Source organism: Paenibacillus sp. FSL E2-0151 (assembly GCF_037993015.1).
Lineage (GTDB): Bacteria > Bacillota > Bacilli > Paenibacillales > Paenibacillaceae > Paenibacillus > Paenibacillus amylolyticus.
In genome coordinates this window covers 2,207,208-2,221,801 of the sequence record NZ_CP150308.1, presented here as the reverse complement: position 1 = coordinate 2,221,801, position 14,594 = coordinate 2,207,208, and the positions used below count along the sequence as shown (strand labels likewise).

Annotated in this window: 14 protein-coding genes; 8 read left to right on the top strand and 6 right to left on the bottom strand. The window is 48.9% G+C overall.

The features are described from left to right. Nucleotides 1-46 precede the first annotated feature (46 nt). Nucleotides 47-1,717: an ABC transporter substrate-binding protein gene (locus MHI55_RS10350; RefSeq protein ID WP_076252319.1), complete on the bottom strand. Its 1,671-nt coding sequence runs from the start codon at nt 1,715-1,717 to the stop codon at nt 47-49. Nucleotides 1,718-1,888: 171 nt separating this feature from the next. Between MHI55_RS10350 and MHI55_RS10345 the strand changes: the two genes are divergently transcribed. The 3 genes from MHI55_RS10345 (at nt 1,889) to MHI55_RS10335 (ending at nt 3,152) form a co-directional block, all read left to right on the top strand. Then, nucleotides 1,889-2,218 carry a YtrH family sporulation protein gene (locus tag MHI55_RS10345; protein ID WP_026081169.1) on the top strand — a complete coding sequence of 110 codons (330 nt, stop codon included), beginning with the start codon at nt 1,889-1,891 and terminating at the stop codon, nt 2,216-2,218. Nucleotides 2,219-2,239: 21 nt separating this feature from the next. Continuing rightward, nucleotides 2,240-2,728 (top strand): hypothetical protein, encoded by a 489-nt coding sequence (locus MHI55_RS10340; protein ID WP_036609856.1) that lies wholly within the window; start codon nt 2,240-2,242, stop codon nt 2,726-2,728. 82 nt (nt 2,729-2,810) lie between these two features. Beyond that, a complete protein-coding gene (locus tag MHI55_RS10335) occupies nt 2,811-3,152 on the top strand; it encodes a YtpI family protein (RefSeq protein WP_036669948.1) in 342 nt (113 codons plus the stop codon). A gap of 148 nt (nt 3,153-3,300) precedes the next feature. On the opposite strand, the gene MHI55_RS10330 is transcribed toward MHI55_RS10335, so the two are convergent. From MHI55_RS10330 to MHI55_RS10320, 3 genes are all read right to left on the bottom strand, one after another. Continuing rightward, nucleotides 3,301-4,635, bottom strand: coding sequence for a DRTGG domain-containing protein (locus tag MHI55_RS10330; RefSeq protein WP_036609860.1), 1,335 nt, complete (start codon nt 4,633-4,635; stop codon nt 3,301-3,303). 212 nt (nt 4,636-4,847) lie between these two features. Beyond that, on the bottom strand, nt 4,848-5,132 hold the full coding sequence (locus MHI55_RS10325) for a hypothetical protein (protein WP_085981456.1): 285 nt from the start codon (nt 5,130-5,132) through the stop codon (nt 4,848-4,850). 196 nt (nt 5,133-5,328) lie between these two features. Continuing rightward, complete coding sequence (locus MHI55_RS10320) at nt 5,329-5,676, bottom strand: YlbF family regulator (RefSeq protein WP_036609862.1); 348 nt, start codon at nt 5,674-5,676, stop codon at nt 5,329-5,331. 237 nt (nt 5,677-5,913) lie between these two features. Between MHI55_RS10320 and MHI55_RS10315 the strand changes: the two genes are divergently transcribed. Genes MHI55_RS10315 through MHI55_RS10295 form a run of 5 tightly spaced genes read left to right on the top strand, consistent with a single transcriptional unit; the run spans nt 5,914 to nt 12,276 of the window. After that, the gene (locus tag MHI55_RS10315) at nt 5,914-7,281 is read left to right on the top strand and encodes a YheC/YheD family protein (RefSeq protein ID WP_036609865.1); all 1,368 of its coding nucleotides are present in this window, start codon (nt 5,914-5,916) and stop codon (nt 7,279-7,281) included. Nucleotides 7,282-7,331: 50 nt separating this feature from the next. Next, entirely contained in the window at nt 7,332-8,522 is a 1,191-nt protein-coding gene (locus MHI55_RS10310; protein WP_076252321.1) for a YheC/YheD family protein, read from the top strand. A 60-nt stretch (nt 8,523-8,582) separates the two neighbouring features. Further along, nucleotides 8,583-9,956, top strand: coding sequence for a YheC/YheD family protein (locus MHI55_RS10305; RefSeq protein ID WP_036609869.1), 1,374 nt, complete (start codon nt 8,583-8,585; stop codon nt 9,954-9,956). After that, nucleotides 9,956-11,062: a YheC/YheD family protein gene (locus MHI55_RS10300; RefSeq protein ID WP_036609870.1), complete on the top strand. Its 1,107-nt coding sequence runs from the start codon at nt 9,956-9,958 to the stop codon at nt 11,060-11,062. Before MHI55_RS10305 ends, MHI55_RS10300 begins: the two co-directional genes overlap by 1 nt. A gap of 35 nt (nt 11,063-11,097) precedes the next feature. Then, nucleotides 11,098-12,276, top strand: coding sequence for a YheC/YheD family protein (locus MHI55_RS10295; protein WP_143781262.1), 1,179 nt, complete (start codon nt 11,098-11,100; stop codon nt 12,274-12,276). Between the two features lie 62 nt (nt 12,277-12,338). Here MHI55_RS10295 and MHI55_RS10290 read toward each other — a convergent pair whose 3' ends face one another. Then, entirely contained in the window at nt 12,339-14,261 is a 1,923-nt protein-coding gene (locus MHI55_RS10290; protein WP_076252323.1) for an alginate lyase family protein, read from the bottom strand. Further along, nucleotides 14,258-14,593 (bottom strand): cupin domain-containing protein, encoded by a 336-nt coding sequence (locus MHI55_RS10285; RefSeq protein ID WP_036669940.1) that lies wholly within the window; start codon nt 14,591-14,593, stop codon nt 14,258-14,260. Before MHI55_RS10285 ends, MHI55_RS10290 begins: the two co-directional genes overlap by 4 nt. Nucleotide 14,594: the final 1 nt, after the last annotated feature.

The window sequence follows — 14,594 nt, the reverse complement described above, 5'->3', positions numbered from 1 at the left end:
TGGATATTTGGGCGTCCCGATTTGGATTTTTGCGAAGTCGGCAAGTTCAGGTCATACGTCTTATCAGTCTCTTCCTCTTCAAAAGATCTAACATCTCATGAATGGCATATTGAGTGGCAAGTGGGGAAAACGAGAAATTATACCACTCCGTATTGCTAAGCACATACACCCGATGATTCTGCACAGCCAGAAGCCGATCCCACATCGGGTGATCATAAAGATGAAGCCGGGCATCTACCCCATCCTCCATCTGAAGCAGAATATGATCAGGCTGAATTTCAGCGAGATGTTCAACGGCAACCAGCGTTCCCTCCCCAGAAAAAAGAGATGCCTTGGGCATGTTCAAATCCAGCTCCCGATACAGCATACTCCCCCTTGAAGACTGTTCCCCATAAAGCGTTATTCCCTCACGGGTCAGACGAATGTAGACGATAGTCTCATCAGGAATAAGCGTCTGTAACTGTTCTCTTGCCTGGTACAGCCCCTCATCAAAATTGCTGATCACTTGCAGCGCCTGTTTGCTTTTTCCTAATAATTCTCCCAGATCTCTTAGTTCCTCTCTCCAGTTGCTGCGCTCAGGCAGAAGCACCGTTGTTGCAATTCGGTTAAGTTGCTCATAATTCATGCTGTCCTGCCATGCGGACGCAATGATCAGATCGGGTTTCATCCTCCGAATCTCTTCCAGGTTGAGTACATGACTTCTCTCCCACTTGCGAACTTGCTTAAACGATTCTTTCAGGTAATGCGGAAATTCACAAAACGGCGCTTGGGCAGCTATTGGAGTCATCCCAAGTGTATATAACAGCTCAGGTGCAGTCATCGTGGTTCCTAAATATCGACGATTATGCAGATACAGACGGGGGGAACGTCCTACTTTTTGCTTGAATCTTCGGCTGAAATAATGCTCATCTTCATAACCGACCTTACGGGCAATCTCATAGACACTGTCTCCAGTAAGATTCAATAACTCCTTGGCCCGTTTCATACGTAATTCGGTGATATAATCACTTGGATTTTGATTCGTGATTTCCCTGAACCTTACGGTGTACCATTTGCGGCTGACATTAGCCATCTGCGCCAGTTGCTGGACCGTGACAGGTTCGTCGTAATGTTCATCTAGGTAGTCAATCGTTCTTTGTACAGCCTGATCGGGCTGTTGCGAGTGAACTTCGGGTTCAGCTTCCCTTCTTATATGCTCGACCAATTTACATATCCATTGTTGAAAAAGAAGATGACACCACATTGGATCATGCAAGTCAGTATGTTGAAATGCCTCCACGATCTTCTTAATATCCTCCACAGCAGCATGTTGAAGAGCAACGAAGCTGCTTGGCTCAAGCTCGTGATCGTCCTCATCATTCTGCTTGTCCCATGGGTCTTCCGTGGGTGCCAGCTCCTGCGTCAGCCGAACCCTATGACATTGAATGATATAACAGACCAGTGGAGTTGAACCCCGGTTGACCATAAAGGGCGACTGCCCTTTTTCGATTAAAAGCAAGTCATGGGGACGAATGGATTGGATGCCCTCTTCCAGTTCAACCTCTCCATCGCCGCTAACTCCAAGAACCAACTCCACGCCAGATACGGCAGCAGACCTCACAGCTACACCTGTGCCGAAGTTATACTTTTCCCCTGCGAGCAAGCTGACCTGCACGGCATCTTTCAGCACCATGGTCCAGTCTCTGAATAACAATCCGTATTTCGTCTCCAAGTTCATATCTTTATCTCCCCTGCCAGACTGTGAGTAACTTTAATCGCTCGATACATTTTTATCGACATTCTATCATAACGTTTGGGGGCACGCCCATACAATAGAAGTACAAGCCGCTCCCCCTGTGACAGACCGAAGACAGGAGGTGTGCTGCTAGGTCTGAAAGGGGTGTTGCCAGTGAGCACATTTTTGTCCAAAGCCATTCTTGATTTCTTTATTGCGTTTGGAATCGTGCTGGGCGGCGCGATGATCGGAGGTATTGGAGCCGTGATCTCTCTTCAGCCTCCGACACAGACGATGCTCGATATTTCTGGAAAAATAAAGATATGGGCACTCGCAGCCGCTGTCGGCGGCACAATAGATCCCATGCGTGTCATCGAGAGCAATTTTCTGGATGGTAACCTGTCTCCGGCGGTCAAACAAATCCTGTATCTGATCTCTGCTTTTATGGGCGCGCATATGGGAACCGAGCTAGTGAAATGGGTGTGCGGCGGAGGCCGGAGCTAATATGAGACAGGAACAGCGTTCATGAGAGTTCCGCCATTTTCTCGTTACCGCCCGCTGATGCGAATGACCGCTGTGTTTGTTCTGGGAATGATCGCTGGATGTGTCGTCTACAACGGTGTATTTCACCTGAGTTACAATGCGTTGTGGCTGAACAATCAGGAGCTGCAGCTTCAGCTGCATCAGAATGAGGAGGATATCAAAACGCTGAAAAAATACAGTAAACGCCAAACCGTTATCAAGGAAATCAAAGTCCGTGCAGAAGAATCGGATAAGGGGCCAGACGAGGCTTCTCTGAAAGTGATGTTACAGAAGCTCGGAGACGAACTTGAGGTACTTCGGGGCAGAGATGTATTCAACATCGATGAATATAGCAAAATGACGCGAATCATGCTGAATCAGAAAGTGTACTCGGTCAGGGAAAAGGAGTACACCGTTCAGGTCAAAACGATGCTGGTTATGGAAGGGGTACTGCAAGTTTGGGTACAGATTCGCATGCACGTTCCTGCGTAACAGCAAAAAACTGCCCTTGTCTGCATCTCTGCATGGTACAATAAGGGCAGTAAATGCTTTCCAGAAAAGGAGCTGCGTCTTTGTGTTCATTGATGTACTCAAATATGCTCTAATCGCCATCTTTGCTGTTGCCATGGTTTTTGCAGCGTTGAACAGTATTCGTTCACACAGAAGTTCGGATGCTACCAGCGCCGGTCTGTACCGTTCGTGGACAAATATCTGGATGGGTGGCATGCTTGTTGTTCTTGCCCTGATCCTGATGTTTGTCTTCACGGGCTCCACTTTATCTGTGATTGTGGAAGCGCTATTTCTGATTATGGGTGCGTACAATGTATTTGCCGGAATACGTAACCGCAGTTATTATGCACGGCTTCAACAACGGTCCAGTAACGGATCAGGTACAACCTCCGGACAATCTGCATGATTCGTTGAAGCTATATCGTTGTGTCTGCAAAAAGAGAGTACTTCCCCTTCATTAAGCGAAGCCAGAACCGCGCGACAGCGCAACCCGGCAGAGCTTCTTGATCAGGGAGTACTCTCTTTGTTGTCTATGCCCGAGGCAACGTACCCTGCTAGGCATGGTCAATCGACTGCAATGTCATTACCGCTTTGCATACCACACTGCCTTCACGGGTAACCACAATGTCCATTTTGCACGTTCGACGACTGGTTTCCAGAATTAACGGTCGAACCAGGATCTGATCCTCAATCTGTACTGGTCGAACAAAATAAGTTGTTACATTATCCACCACGTGGTCGTTCCCTGTAACATCCCACGCTGCCCGCCGGCCAGCCTGGGTCATCACATTCAACAGAACACCTTCGGAGATCGTACCCAGATCCGTTGCCATCTGAGGAATGATGAATCCGTGAAATAACAGTTCGTTCTGTTCACCGCGCTCCTCGGCAAACCCGTTCCAGATCAGATGATCAAACGTCTCTCCCAGTTGTGGCTGCTTCTGTGCATCCCGCATGGCCTGAAGTACTTCCTTGCGTGTGACGGACGCAATCAGTTTGCGATTCCGATCCACGATTGGCAGAAAATCGATACCTTCCCAGGTCATAATCTGGGCAGCAGAAGCAAGAGATGTCTGCAATGAGGCCGTAATCGGGCGGCGTATCACACATTTCTCAATACTTTGATCTTCTTTCAGCTCACTGACATCCTTCAGACTCACAATCCCGATGACCCGGTTCCATTCATCCACGACCGGGAAGCGATGTTCACCCGTCTCTGAAACCAACATATGAAAATCTGCGGCTGAACTGGTCACCTTCAGCACCTGCAAGCGAGGTTTCTGACCAATGATATCCTCAACAAGCATAATTTTTTTCTTAATCAGCCGGTCGAAGATCGCACGGTTAATCATCGAAGCCACCGTGAATGTATCATGTCTGGATGAAATAATTGGTAGCCCAAGCTCGTCAGCCATAATTCTTACTTCACGACTTGTCCCGAAACCACCCGTAATCAACACGCCCGCTCCCTGTTCGAGGGCAAGCGAGTGAGCATCTTCACGGTTACCCACAATCAGCAGACTCCCAGCGTCAATATAACGGGCCATTGCCTGTTCCTTCATCGCGCCAATCACATACTTGTGTAGCGGTTTGGCGAGACCTTCGTTCCCCCCCAGCACATGGCCCTCCACAATGGTCACAACATCAGCAAAGGTCAACTGTTCTGACATGCCCCGAGGTCTCTTCTCGATCCGCACCGTTCCAATTCGTTCCTTGGTCACGACCAGCCCGAAGTTCTCCGCCTCTTTCACCGCACGATACGCTGTCCCTTCACTTACACCCAGCTCCCGCGCGAGTCCACGTACTGATATTTTGCTGCCAACCTTCAGTTGTTCAATATGTTGAAGTAACTGTTCATGCTTCGTGACGTTCTCTTCCTGTCCGTCCAACTGTACCACCCCCGAAGATGCATCTGTACTATACTGTATCTATTATAACACGGCTTTAGGAAAATAACCCCACCCCTACCCATTCTCACAGGCAAGTTCGCCATCTGAATTTAATCATTCCATTAACCTCTAATTCTGTATGTACCAAAAAAGACCGGGGCCCCTTTGTACCAAGGGATTCCGGTCTTCCATGTTGGATCTCATACTGTACCTTATACAGACTCGCTCCGCTCCTGCTTGTCCAGCAGTTTCATCTCCCACTGCCGCAGCTTCGCCCGGCGAACGGCTTCCAGTGCACGCTTCTTCTCTTCATCCACACCGAGAATAAAATGCAGATGTGCACCAACGATTAATAAGGAGAACAGCACCCATACGATGCCAAAAATATTAACCCAGTCCATTCCTCCAGCAAAGGAAATCCGCGGCAGTGCAATGACCAGCATCGACAACGCAATAAGCAGATAGATTACATGTTTTGCTTTTTTCAACCTCTTCACCATTCACAGCTCCTTCGTTCTTGATCGACTCTATATGTCTAGTCTATGAACGATAAGGAGCTAATATGAAAGGTTCAGGTAAAAAAACAAGACAAGCGTTTAGTACGTGTTCAAAAAGATCAGTTTTAAGTACCGAGAAGATGGAATGAAGCTAGGCATCCTTCGTAATCAAAAGTGGACTTTTTGAATTACCTTTTTACGCTTCAGCGCCACCGTACAGATGACCCAGGCTGTCAGCAATAATTTTATTCACGTCTTCAATGATGACACTGAGGCGACGCTCCGCATCAAACAAGCGACGGATATTCAGATTCAAACTCAGTACTTCAAACAGTTTCTCCATTTTCTCCATCTCATCCGGAGCTGGCATATCCCCGCTCATCATACGTTGTTGCAATTCCATTTGTTGATCACGGAAGTTATCCAGCATTGCTTTTGCATCCGGATCAGCTTCAATCAGCTTCATCGCGGAAGTAATCTCTTCCACCTCGCTGCTTTCTCTCAGTGCTTTGGCCAAATCATTGGCTTTGTCATAAATGTTCACTATTATTCCTCCTCAGATTGGTTTGTTCATCCGTGTTAATACACGCTTTTCTCTCCTGTCAAACAAGGGCGCTCTGAAACAGGCCATCCATAACCTGCCTCGAAATCAAATGCATTTAATCCATATGGGTCAATCACCAAGGGTTATATGTCCTCATATGATGAAGCACATGCCATGTTCAGATGCCGTTCAACTTCGAGATCAGACATCAAGTTGCCGCCCGGAAGGAGATCCGTGATGTCCACTAAAAAAGTAACGATTCAGGTTACCGGCTCGGGCATCCTGCAGGACGACGTCATCATGCTGGGCGAAGGGGTGCTTAAGGCGCTTAAAATCCCTTCAGGAAGGCCGCTTCAGTTGCAATTTGGCTCTTTCCGCCGCGAAGTCACTGTTATTCCGGTACCAAGGTATGACGGGCTGCGCATCAATCAGACAGTTGCCAGCAAGACCGGTCTCGTTCCACGTTCGGTCCTGAGGGTATCCTATCGTTCAGCCAGCCGTACGCTTCGCCTTGGACCCTACATCAGTGTACTGGTTAGCCAGGACTATCCCGATCAGCCCGATCGGCCCTTTGGCTCCATCACGATGTTCTGTCAAGAACTGGTGAACGCCTGCCGTAAGCAAGGCGCCTATGTATCCTTTTTCACACCGGAGGATATTGGAGCGGTAACGGGTTATATGAAAGGCTGGGTGTATGATGACGGCTGGAAAAAGACTGTTCTGCCTGTAGCAGACGTCGTCAATAACCGGCTAACGTCCCGCAAGCTTGAGAACAAACCTAGCGTACAGCATTTTATGAAAGAAGTAAAATCGCTCTACGGCACGCAAACCTTCAATGAAAAGTTTCTGGACAAAAACGAAGTGTTTGACGCACTCAAGTCCATTTCAACGCTTAAACGAGTTCTTCCCGAGTCTCATTTGCTCAAGACGTCTGCCATGCTCAAGACGATGTGCAACCGACATCCGGTTGTATTTCTGAAGCCCGTCCGCGGTTCTTTGGGCAAAGGGATCATCCGGGTCTCACGTCAGATTGACGGAAGCTTCCTGACTCTGGCGACTGGCGTCGGGGGGACCCGGAAACAAACGTATACTTCTCTGGATAAACTGTATGCCAGTATGTCTGGGAAAATGAAAACAACGCGTTATCAGATCCAACAAGGGCTGACTCTCATTGACAACAGTGGCAGACCCGTGGATTTCCGTGCGCTCGTGCAAAAAAACCGTACAGGTAAATGGAGTGTAACCTCCATCGTCGCCCGGATTGCGGGCGGGAGTCACTACGTATCCAATCTGGCACGGGGTGGAAGTCTCAGCACCGTCAAGGATGCTGTTGCCAAAACACAGTTGTCTGGATCAGCCAAAGCTTCCGCGTATGCAGGATTGCATACCGCAGCACTGGATATCGCTAAAGGAATCGAGAGTGCCATCCCTGCTCATTTTGGTGAACTTGGTATTGATCTGGCCTTGGACACCACTGGGCGCGTATGGCTGCTCGAAGTCAACTCCAAACCATCCAAGAATGATAATACACCACTGAGTGAGAGCAAGATCCGCCCTTCCGTCAAAGCCATGCTCGAATATTCTACGTACCTGGCGGGTTTTTGAAAAGTTATTCCCTATTGGAAACAAATCTGATAGAGGAGAGGTGCAGCGTAATGTTTCCAACATCTCAGACCAAGACACTGGCCATTCTGGTACGTGCAACCGAAGGCTCACCTCCCTTTACGGATGAACTTTTCTGCCGTCGTCTCAGTTTGGGGAGCATGAAATACGCCCTTCAGATTATTGTGATCCCGATATCGAATGATGCAGTCCATCTCCCTCTTCAATGGGGATATGTCTATCATCAAGGGAAGTGGAATTCGGTACCTGTTCCTGCAGTCGATCTCATTATGGATCGTTGTCTTCGCCCTATCTCCAGGTACGTCAGACAACAGCTTAAGGAATGGATACCAACCAACGGCACAGATCAACACCGTTATTGGTCTGCTTCCCTTCCAGGAAAATGGGAGGTACATCGTGTGTTGTCCCGAAATCCTGAATTGAGGTCACAACTTGCTCCCACAACCCGGATCGGATCGCATATTCCTTGGGAAACATGGCTGGACCGTTGGCCCAAAGGACTGTTCTTCAAACCGGTATCCGGGACTCATGGCAAAAATACCTTTCGCCTGTCTCGGGGAACGACTCCATCAACATGGATCGTGGAGGGCCGTAACGAGGACAATGAAACCTTTTTTCTTACATTCAACCATACCCAGGCTGTATCTTCCTGGCTAGCATTACATCAGGCTGAACGTAAGATGATCGTGCAGCCATATCTGGAGCTTAGCCATCATGGAAGAGCATTCGACATACGGGCTCTAATGCAAAAGAATGGGCAAGGTCGCTGGACGCTTACCGGATGTATGGTACGGGAAGGACCCGAAGGTTCACTCACGTCCAATCTTCACGGTGGGGGTAAAGCATATCCTGCCCACGCATATCTGCTCCAGCGATATGGAACGATCCGCACGGAAACTCTGCTGAAGAGCATCCGGCAGACTGCTACTCTTATCCCCACCCTGCTGGAAAGCCGTTTCGGCAGGTTAGCCGAATTGGGGCTTGATTTCGGAGCAGATGCAGAGGGCCAACTCTGGCTAATTGAAGTCAACTCCAAACCAGGCCGCACCTCATTTGCAGAAGCGGGCGACCGACGCATGCATACCCTGACTTATACCCGGCCGCTTGCCTATGCCCGTTATCTGTTGCAACAACATGTTCTCACGGACGTCTTTCGTCCAATGAAATTGCCGAATACATCCAGCAAAGCTGGCCTGAAACCCATCCCGATTCACGGCGGCTGAGGCCCGCAGCGCCCGCTTGCCATGGAGCCCAAGGATCTTTTCAGGATAGGAGGATAAATCATGAGTTTGACCTTTTGCAATCTGCATTTCACCAAGCAACCGGATAAAGTGGTTTATGTATCCAACGCTTTAATGAAGAGCCTCAACCTGTCCGGCAAAAAAACGGTGCACCTTCGCTTCGGGCGTGACCGGGTACCTGCAACGATCAAACCAATCAAAAAAGCAGGTAAACATCTGTATCTCGCTTCAGGTATCCGTAATATGATGAACGTTCCCAAACGGGGCAGTATTTATCTCCGGAATTTGCAAAATGATGAGGTCCAGTTAGGTCCACTGATCGGCGTACTCTCTGATGGGCCTGCGACGAGCACGAATCCATTCGGTTCCCGTACTGGTTTCATCAAACAGTTACTCCGTGAAGGCAGCCGTAAATCCTACATTTACGCATTTACTCCTCGGGATATCAATTGGCAGAATGAGACGGTATCCGGTTTTTTCCTGAATGATAACGGAAGCTTTACCCGCAGAACGGTACCTCTGCCCGATGTTGTCTACAACCGGTTACCAAGCCGTCGTTCAGACTTCTCACCAGCAATCAACCAGCTGCGGGAACGATTTGTTCGCCGAAAAATTCCGTTCTTCAACTGGAGCTTCTTCAACAAATCGGATATCTATACGTTGCTGGAGAACGAGCCGGCAGCAGGACGGTATATCCCTGAATCGATTACCAATCCTTCCGTTGAACAGATGAAGGAAATGTTGGAACGCCATCAGTTCGTCTACTATAAGCCTACTGCAGGAAGTCTGGGGAACGGGATCTACCGCCTGACTTATTCGCCCAAACGTGGATATTTCGCACGTTATCGCAAAAAAGGCGGTAATGCACTCCTGCGTTTTGGGTCCTTCAACAGTCTGATGCGCATGCTTCAGGGAAGACATGGCAAACAGCTACGCGGATATGTAGTTCAGCAGGGAATACGTCTAATTGAGATTGATGAATGTCCAATTGATTTCCGTTTTCACATGCACAAAAATGGTAACAATCAATGGGTTGTTGTCGGAATTGGAGCCAAAAAGGCAGGACGTGGCAGCGTCACAACACACATCAAAAATGGCGGCTCCCTAATGACTCCTGAGCAGGCGCTCAGTCGCAACTTCGGCGATCGTGCGGGAGAAGTTCTTCAGCATGCCAAATCCGTCGCTATTACACTGGCCCAGGCGATTGAAACCCAGCACCAGCATCTGATTGGTGAGATTGGCTTTGATCTGGGCATTGATCAGGAGGAACATGTATGGATGTTCGAAGCGAACGCCAAACCCGGGCGCTCCATTTTCCGTCACCCTTCACTCCGGGTGGAGGGCAAATCGTCGGTGGAGCACATCTTGGAACACTGCCTGTATTTGAGCAAGTTCCGGAAGAAGGAAGAGATTTGATGACCCTTCATGATGATTTCAAACCTGTCATTGCTGTTTTGACCATGCATGATAAACAGCGTATGTTCAGGGGAAATCATCAAAATTTTCAGGATATCTTACAGACAGGCGAGAGCATGGGATACGTGGTGTACATTGTAACTGTACGGGATCTGAACGTGAGTGGCCCCACCGTGAAAGGATATACGTACAACAAGGGGAGTGGAAAGTGGGTTTCACAACCTTTCCCCCTTCCCCATGTTCTGTACAATCGTATTCCCAACCGGGAAGACGAAGGAAAACCTTCCGTGCAGCGTAAAATTGACGAATGCATGCAATCAGGAATCGAACTGTATAACCCATTCTTTTTCAACAAATGGGATCTGTTCGAATGGCTCAGGAAATCCAAATCGACTCAGCAACTGATCCCTTATACTCGGCGGATGCGAAGTGCTTCTTCTCTGGGTGCCGTTCTACGGACGTATCCCTATCTGTACCTTAAGCCCGAGAGCGGCAAAGCTGGTAAAGGAATCATGATGCTTAAATTTCAGGAAAAAGAACGGCTTCCCTATCGTCTCAAAATACAAACCACACGTAGAAGCACGACCTATAAAGCATCTACACTTGCCAAGTTATGGGCACGAATTCGCAAAGAAACCGGACATACGCCCTATATCATGCAACAAGGCATTGAACTGGCATCCTCTCGTAAACGCCCCTTCGATTTGCGTGTTCTTGTACAAAAGAACACCAAGGGCCAATGGAGCGTAACCGGTGTAGGAGCGAGACTTGCTGGCTCCCGTAGCATTACAACTCATGTGCCGCGCGGCGGGAGCGTAGAAGACCCTGAGAAGCTGCTGACCGAGCTTTTTGGCGAAGAAATGTCAACAACCCTGATGAAACGTGTGAAATCCACTTCATTAATGATCGCAAGACAGGTAGAACGGGGATCAGGTTACACGCTCGGAGAAATGTCCATGGATCTGGGCATTGATGACCTGGGGGAACTCTGGTTCTTCGAAGCCAATGCAAAGCCCATGAAGTTTGATGAACCACAGATCAGACGGCGGTCATTGGAACGTATATTTCACTACAGCGCTTATCTTGCCCGTCAGTCCAAACGATGATAGACAGGAATACTGCAAAAAGAAGGTGATTGTTTGTGTCCTCACCTGTTCTGGGCATTATGACGTTGTACTTAAATGAACATCGCGCTCTTGAAGAACGAAGCGTTTATCGCAGAATGATTCTTGAAGGGCGCAAGCGGGGACTCGATATCTATGTATTCACACCAGCCGACGTACACCCCGGCGGCAAACAAATTGAAGCCATGGTTTTTCATGAAGGAAAAGGCTGGTCCAGGGAGTGGCGATCATTCCCGGACCTGATCTTTGATCGTTGCCGGATTCAGCGTAACCGAAGGTTCCAGCAATTGCTTGCTTTTCGTGAGAAATATGGGCATCTGCTCTTTCTGAACAGGCCACTGCGCAATAAATGGACCATCCACCAGACCCTTTTGCAAAAAGCCAACTTTCGTGAACACCTGCCGGAAACCGCTCTATTTCAGGATATGTCCGATGTAAACCGGATGCTTAAAGTTTCTTCTCTGGTCTATCTCAAACCCATTAATGGAACAGGCGGACGTGGTATTCTGCGCATTGAACGCAGCAGTAGCGAGGCTAATACAGTGCTTGTTCAAGGGCGGGATCAGAAGCGTCGTATCATCACTCCACGTAAAGTTCATTTATCACGACTTGGCGCGTTGCTCCAGCACTGGAACATGAAAGACAAGTATCTTGTACAAAAGGGCATTCAACTTCAGCTTCCGAATGGACGTGTGCATGATTATCGCATGCTCGTTCAGAAGAACGGAGAAGGACAATGGGAGCTTACTGGATGTGCCGGACGCATGGGTGCAGAAAAAAGCGTGACCTCCAATCTGCATGGCGGCGGTCAGGCAATAGCGATGGACCGACTCATGAAGCAATGGATCGAAGATGACGACCTCCGGGCAGAAATTAACACAACTGCAGAGAAATTCGGCATTGATGTTGCTTCGTTTCTGGAAGATACGTATGGGGACCTATGTGAGTTGGCACTGGATTTGGCGATTGACAGAAGCGGGCGTATCTACCTGCTTGAAGTTAACCCCAAACCTGCACGTGAAGTATTCGCTCGCATCGGGGAGCGGGATATCTATTATAAAGCCATCACTCAGCCGCTGGAGTATGCCTTATGGGTATATCGCAACAGACCTCCCGGAACGGCCAGAAAGCCAGCCAGTCCCAAGCCCGTTACGCAAAAATCACCCAGAGTAAAAAGAAAAAATAAAGCCAAGTGAGTGAAGAAAAAGCAGGAGTCTATGTTCGCCAAGTGCGAGCATCTGCTCCTGCTTCACTGTTTTTATTTCTGTTCTTTCGACCATTGCAGCGTGTCGTTGTCAATCACAATATACCCTTTTTCCTCACCTTGCACATAAGATAATGCCAATCTCATCAGGTCAGGTTCCAGTTGGCATGTGGTTACACGTGTAACCTGGTCTGTATGATCCGCGGGGAGGCACAACGTCAGAATACCCACTTTACCCGAGAAATCAGTCTTGCCCTGGATGACCGATGTTTCCGACTTGGAACCATACACCTCAGATACCCAGCCGGGCTGCTCCGTCAACGCGAAGGCTCCCTTCCCGATGCCTGCCGTAACCCATTGCATCGTCAGCGTTATGGAAGATGCCTCATAGCTCATATCCGCCGTCATTTCTCCAGCTTCATTCATTCTCAACGCAATATCCGCTTGCGGATGCAGGTGAAAACGTTGCTCCAGAGTATGCTCTGCTTCTGCCTCCAGCCAATCCACAATTAATAGTATAGGGATCTCCACCCCTGCCAGCATCCACCGACGATGTGTAACTGGATCTGGCAAATGTGTATATCCATCCTGTGAAGCATCAATGAAGTGATAGGTGTCATTGCTCTCCCAACGTAACGTTGTGGCCTGAGCCTCCGGTTCACCCCATTGCTGTGTGGAGAGATAAGGTGTCTGATCCAGACCATCCACCGTGACGGTATTGTGTGCCCGCGTACTTTTGAAATACCGACGCCATTTCCCTTCTTCATACGTATAACGTCCGGTGTCCGTGAAGAAAAGCTGGTTCTTCCACATCCACTCCACATTCAGCGCATCCGCATGTCCGTGTGCTCCGCCCATGGCAGCCGCATCAAAAAAAAGATATTGATACTTGTCCCTCATGACATAATATCCTGTCTGCGGAAAGGCTCGGCTCGACAACACCGGAGAAGAAGAAGCCTGTAGTCTGAGGCATCGCTCATATTTTTCTACACCCAGCAACCAGAGACACTCCGAGCTATCCGTTCCGCGAGCCATCAAATCATCATCGTCCAGGATTGCTCCAAGCAGGGTCAGTCGTTGTCGTCCATCGCCAACCCAATCCGAATCACCAATACCGGTAGACTGATGATCTGGTCGGATCAGCGCCTCAGTAAATGCGGCCATTTGGCGTAGACAGCGGGCATACCATGCCGAGAAAGGATGTCCTGATATCTCGCCCAACCGATAAGGGGTGCCAAACATTTCGATGCTGGCATTGTGGTAATGTGTTGTCAGTTCAACCTGTATTCCCTCTTCACCCAACTGATGCAGCAAACACAGCTCAAGACGTTCCATCGCCACTTGACGCCAGTATGGACTTCGCGGGTGCTGGTGGTAGAACGTAGCGATCATGAACAACCCTTGCATATGCATAATGGCATGATTGATTTCCGTGCTGCCGAGGTAACGGGTCAAAAACTCGGCGTGCTCGTCCAGACCTTGTCGAAACTCCGCCTGAAAGCCTTCGTCTATCAGTGAACTCGCTTCCATATATTTATATGCCGATATCCAGGACTGCACACGTAGTCCCGTCTCCAGCAGGCGCCACGGACCGGGTTTTTGAAAGAACACAGCCTCGTCGTAAACCAGATTTACAGGTACCGGGTTTTGCTGTCTCCAGCTACGGAAGTGGTCAATAAATGCTGTTACATATAGCGGATTGCCCTTCATCAGATACGCCTTGCCCAGATCGAGCATATGCCAGTGTCGATTGATGCCCCATGTGAACTCCAGATCATTGGTCGGGTTGTGAAGCCAGTCCAAGGGTGTCCCCATCGGAATCCAGCGATTCAGATCGTTGGTATAAGGAACGATAAATTCATTCAGGATGGCACGATTGGCAATCGTGAGCGAATTTCGGGCTTCTTCCGGAAAATGTTTTTCATAATATTGGGCAGCCCGTTGCAGGTCCGTTGCCGAAAGGTAAAAATCGCTCATTGGGACGCCTCAAGAAAATCCTGACGGAACGGGGTAAACACATCCAGAATGACGGAGTCCTCCAGTGCCTTAACCCCATGCGGGACGTTAAAACCGGCATAAAAGCTGTCCCCTGCTTTTAAGATGCGAGTTTCTTCACCGACCTGAACCTCAAAGCTACCTTTGACGATATAACTGACCTGCTCGTGCGCATCATGGGAGTGAACTTCTCCAATACCACCTTTAGCAAAGGTAACCTCCACCATCATTAATGTACCGCCCATACCCAAGATCTTGCGGGAACTCGTTTCGTTCACGATATGTGCATCGATAGACGCATGATTAATAATCATT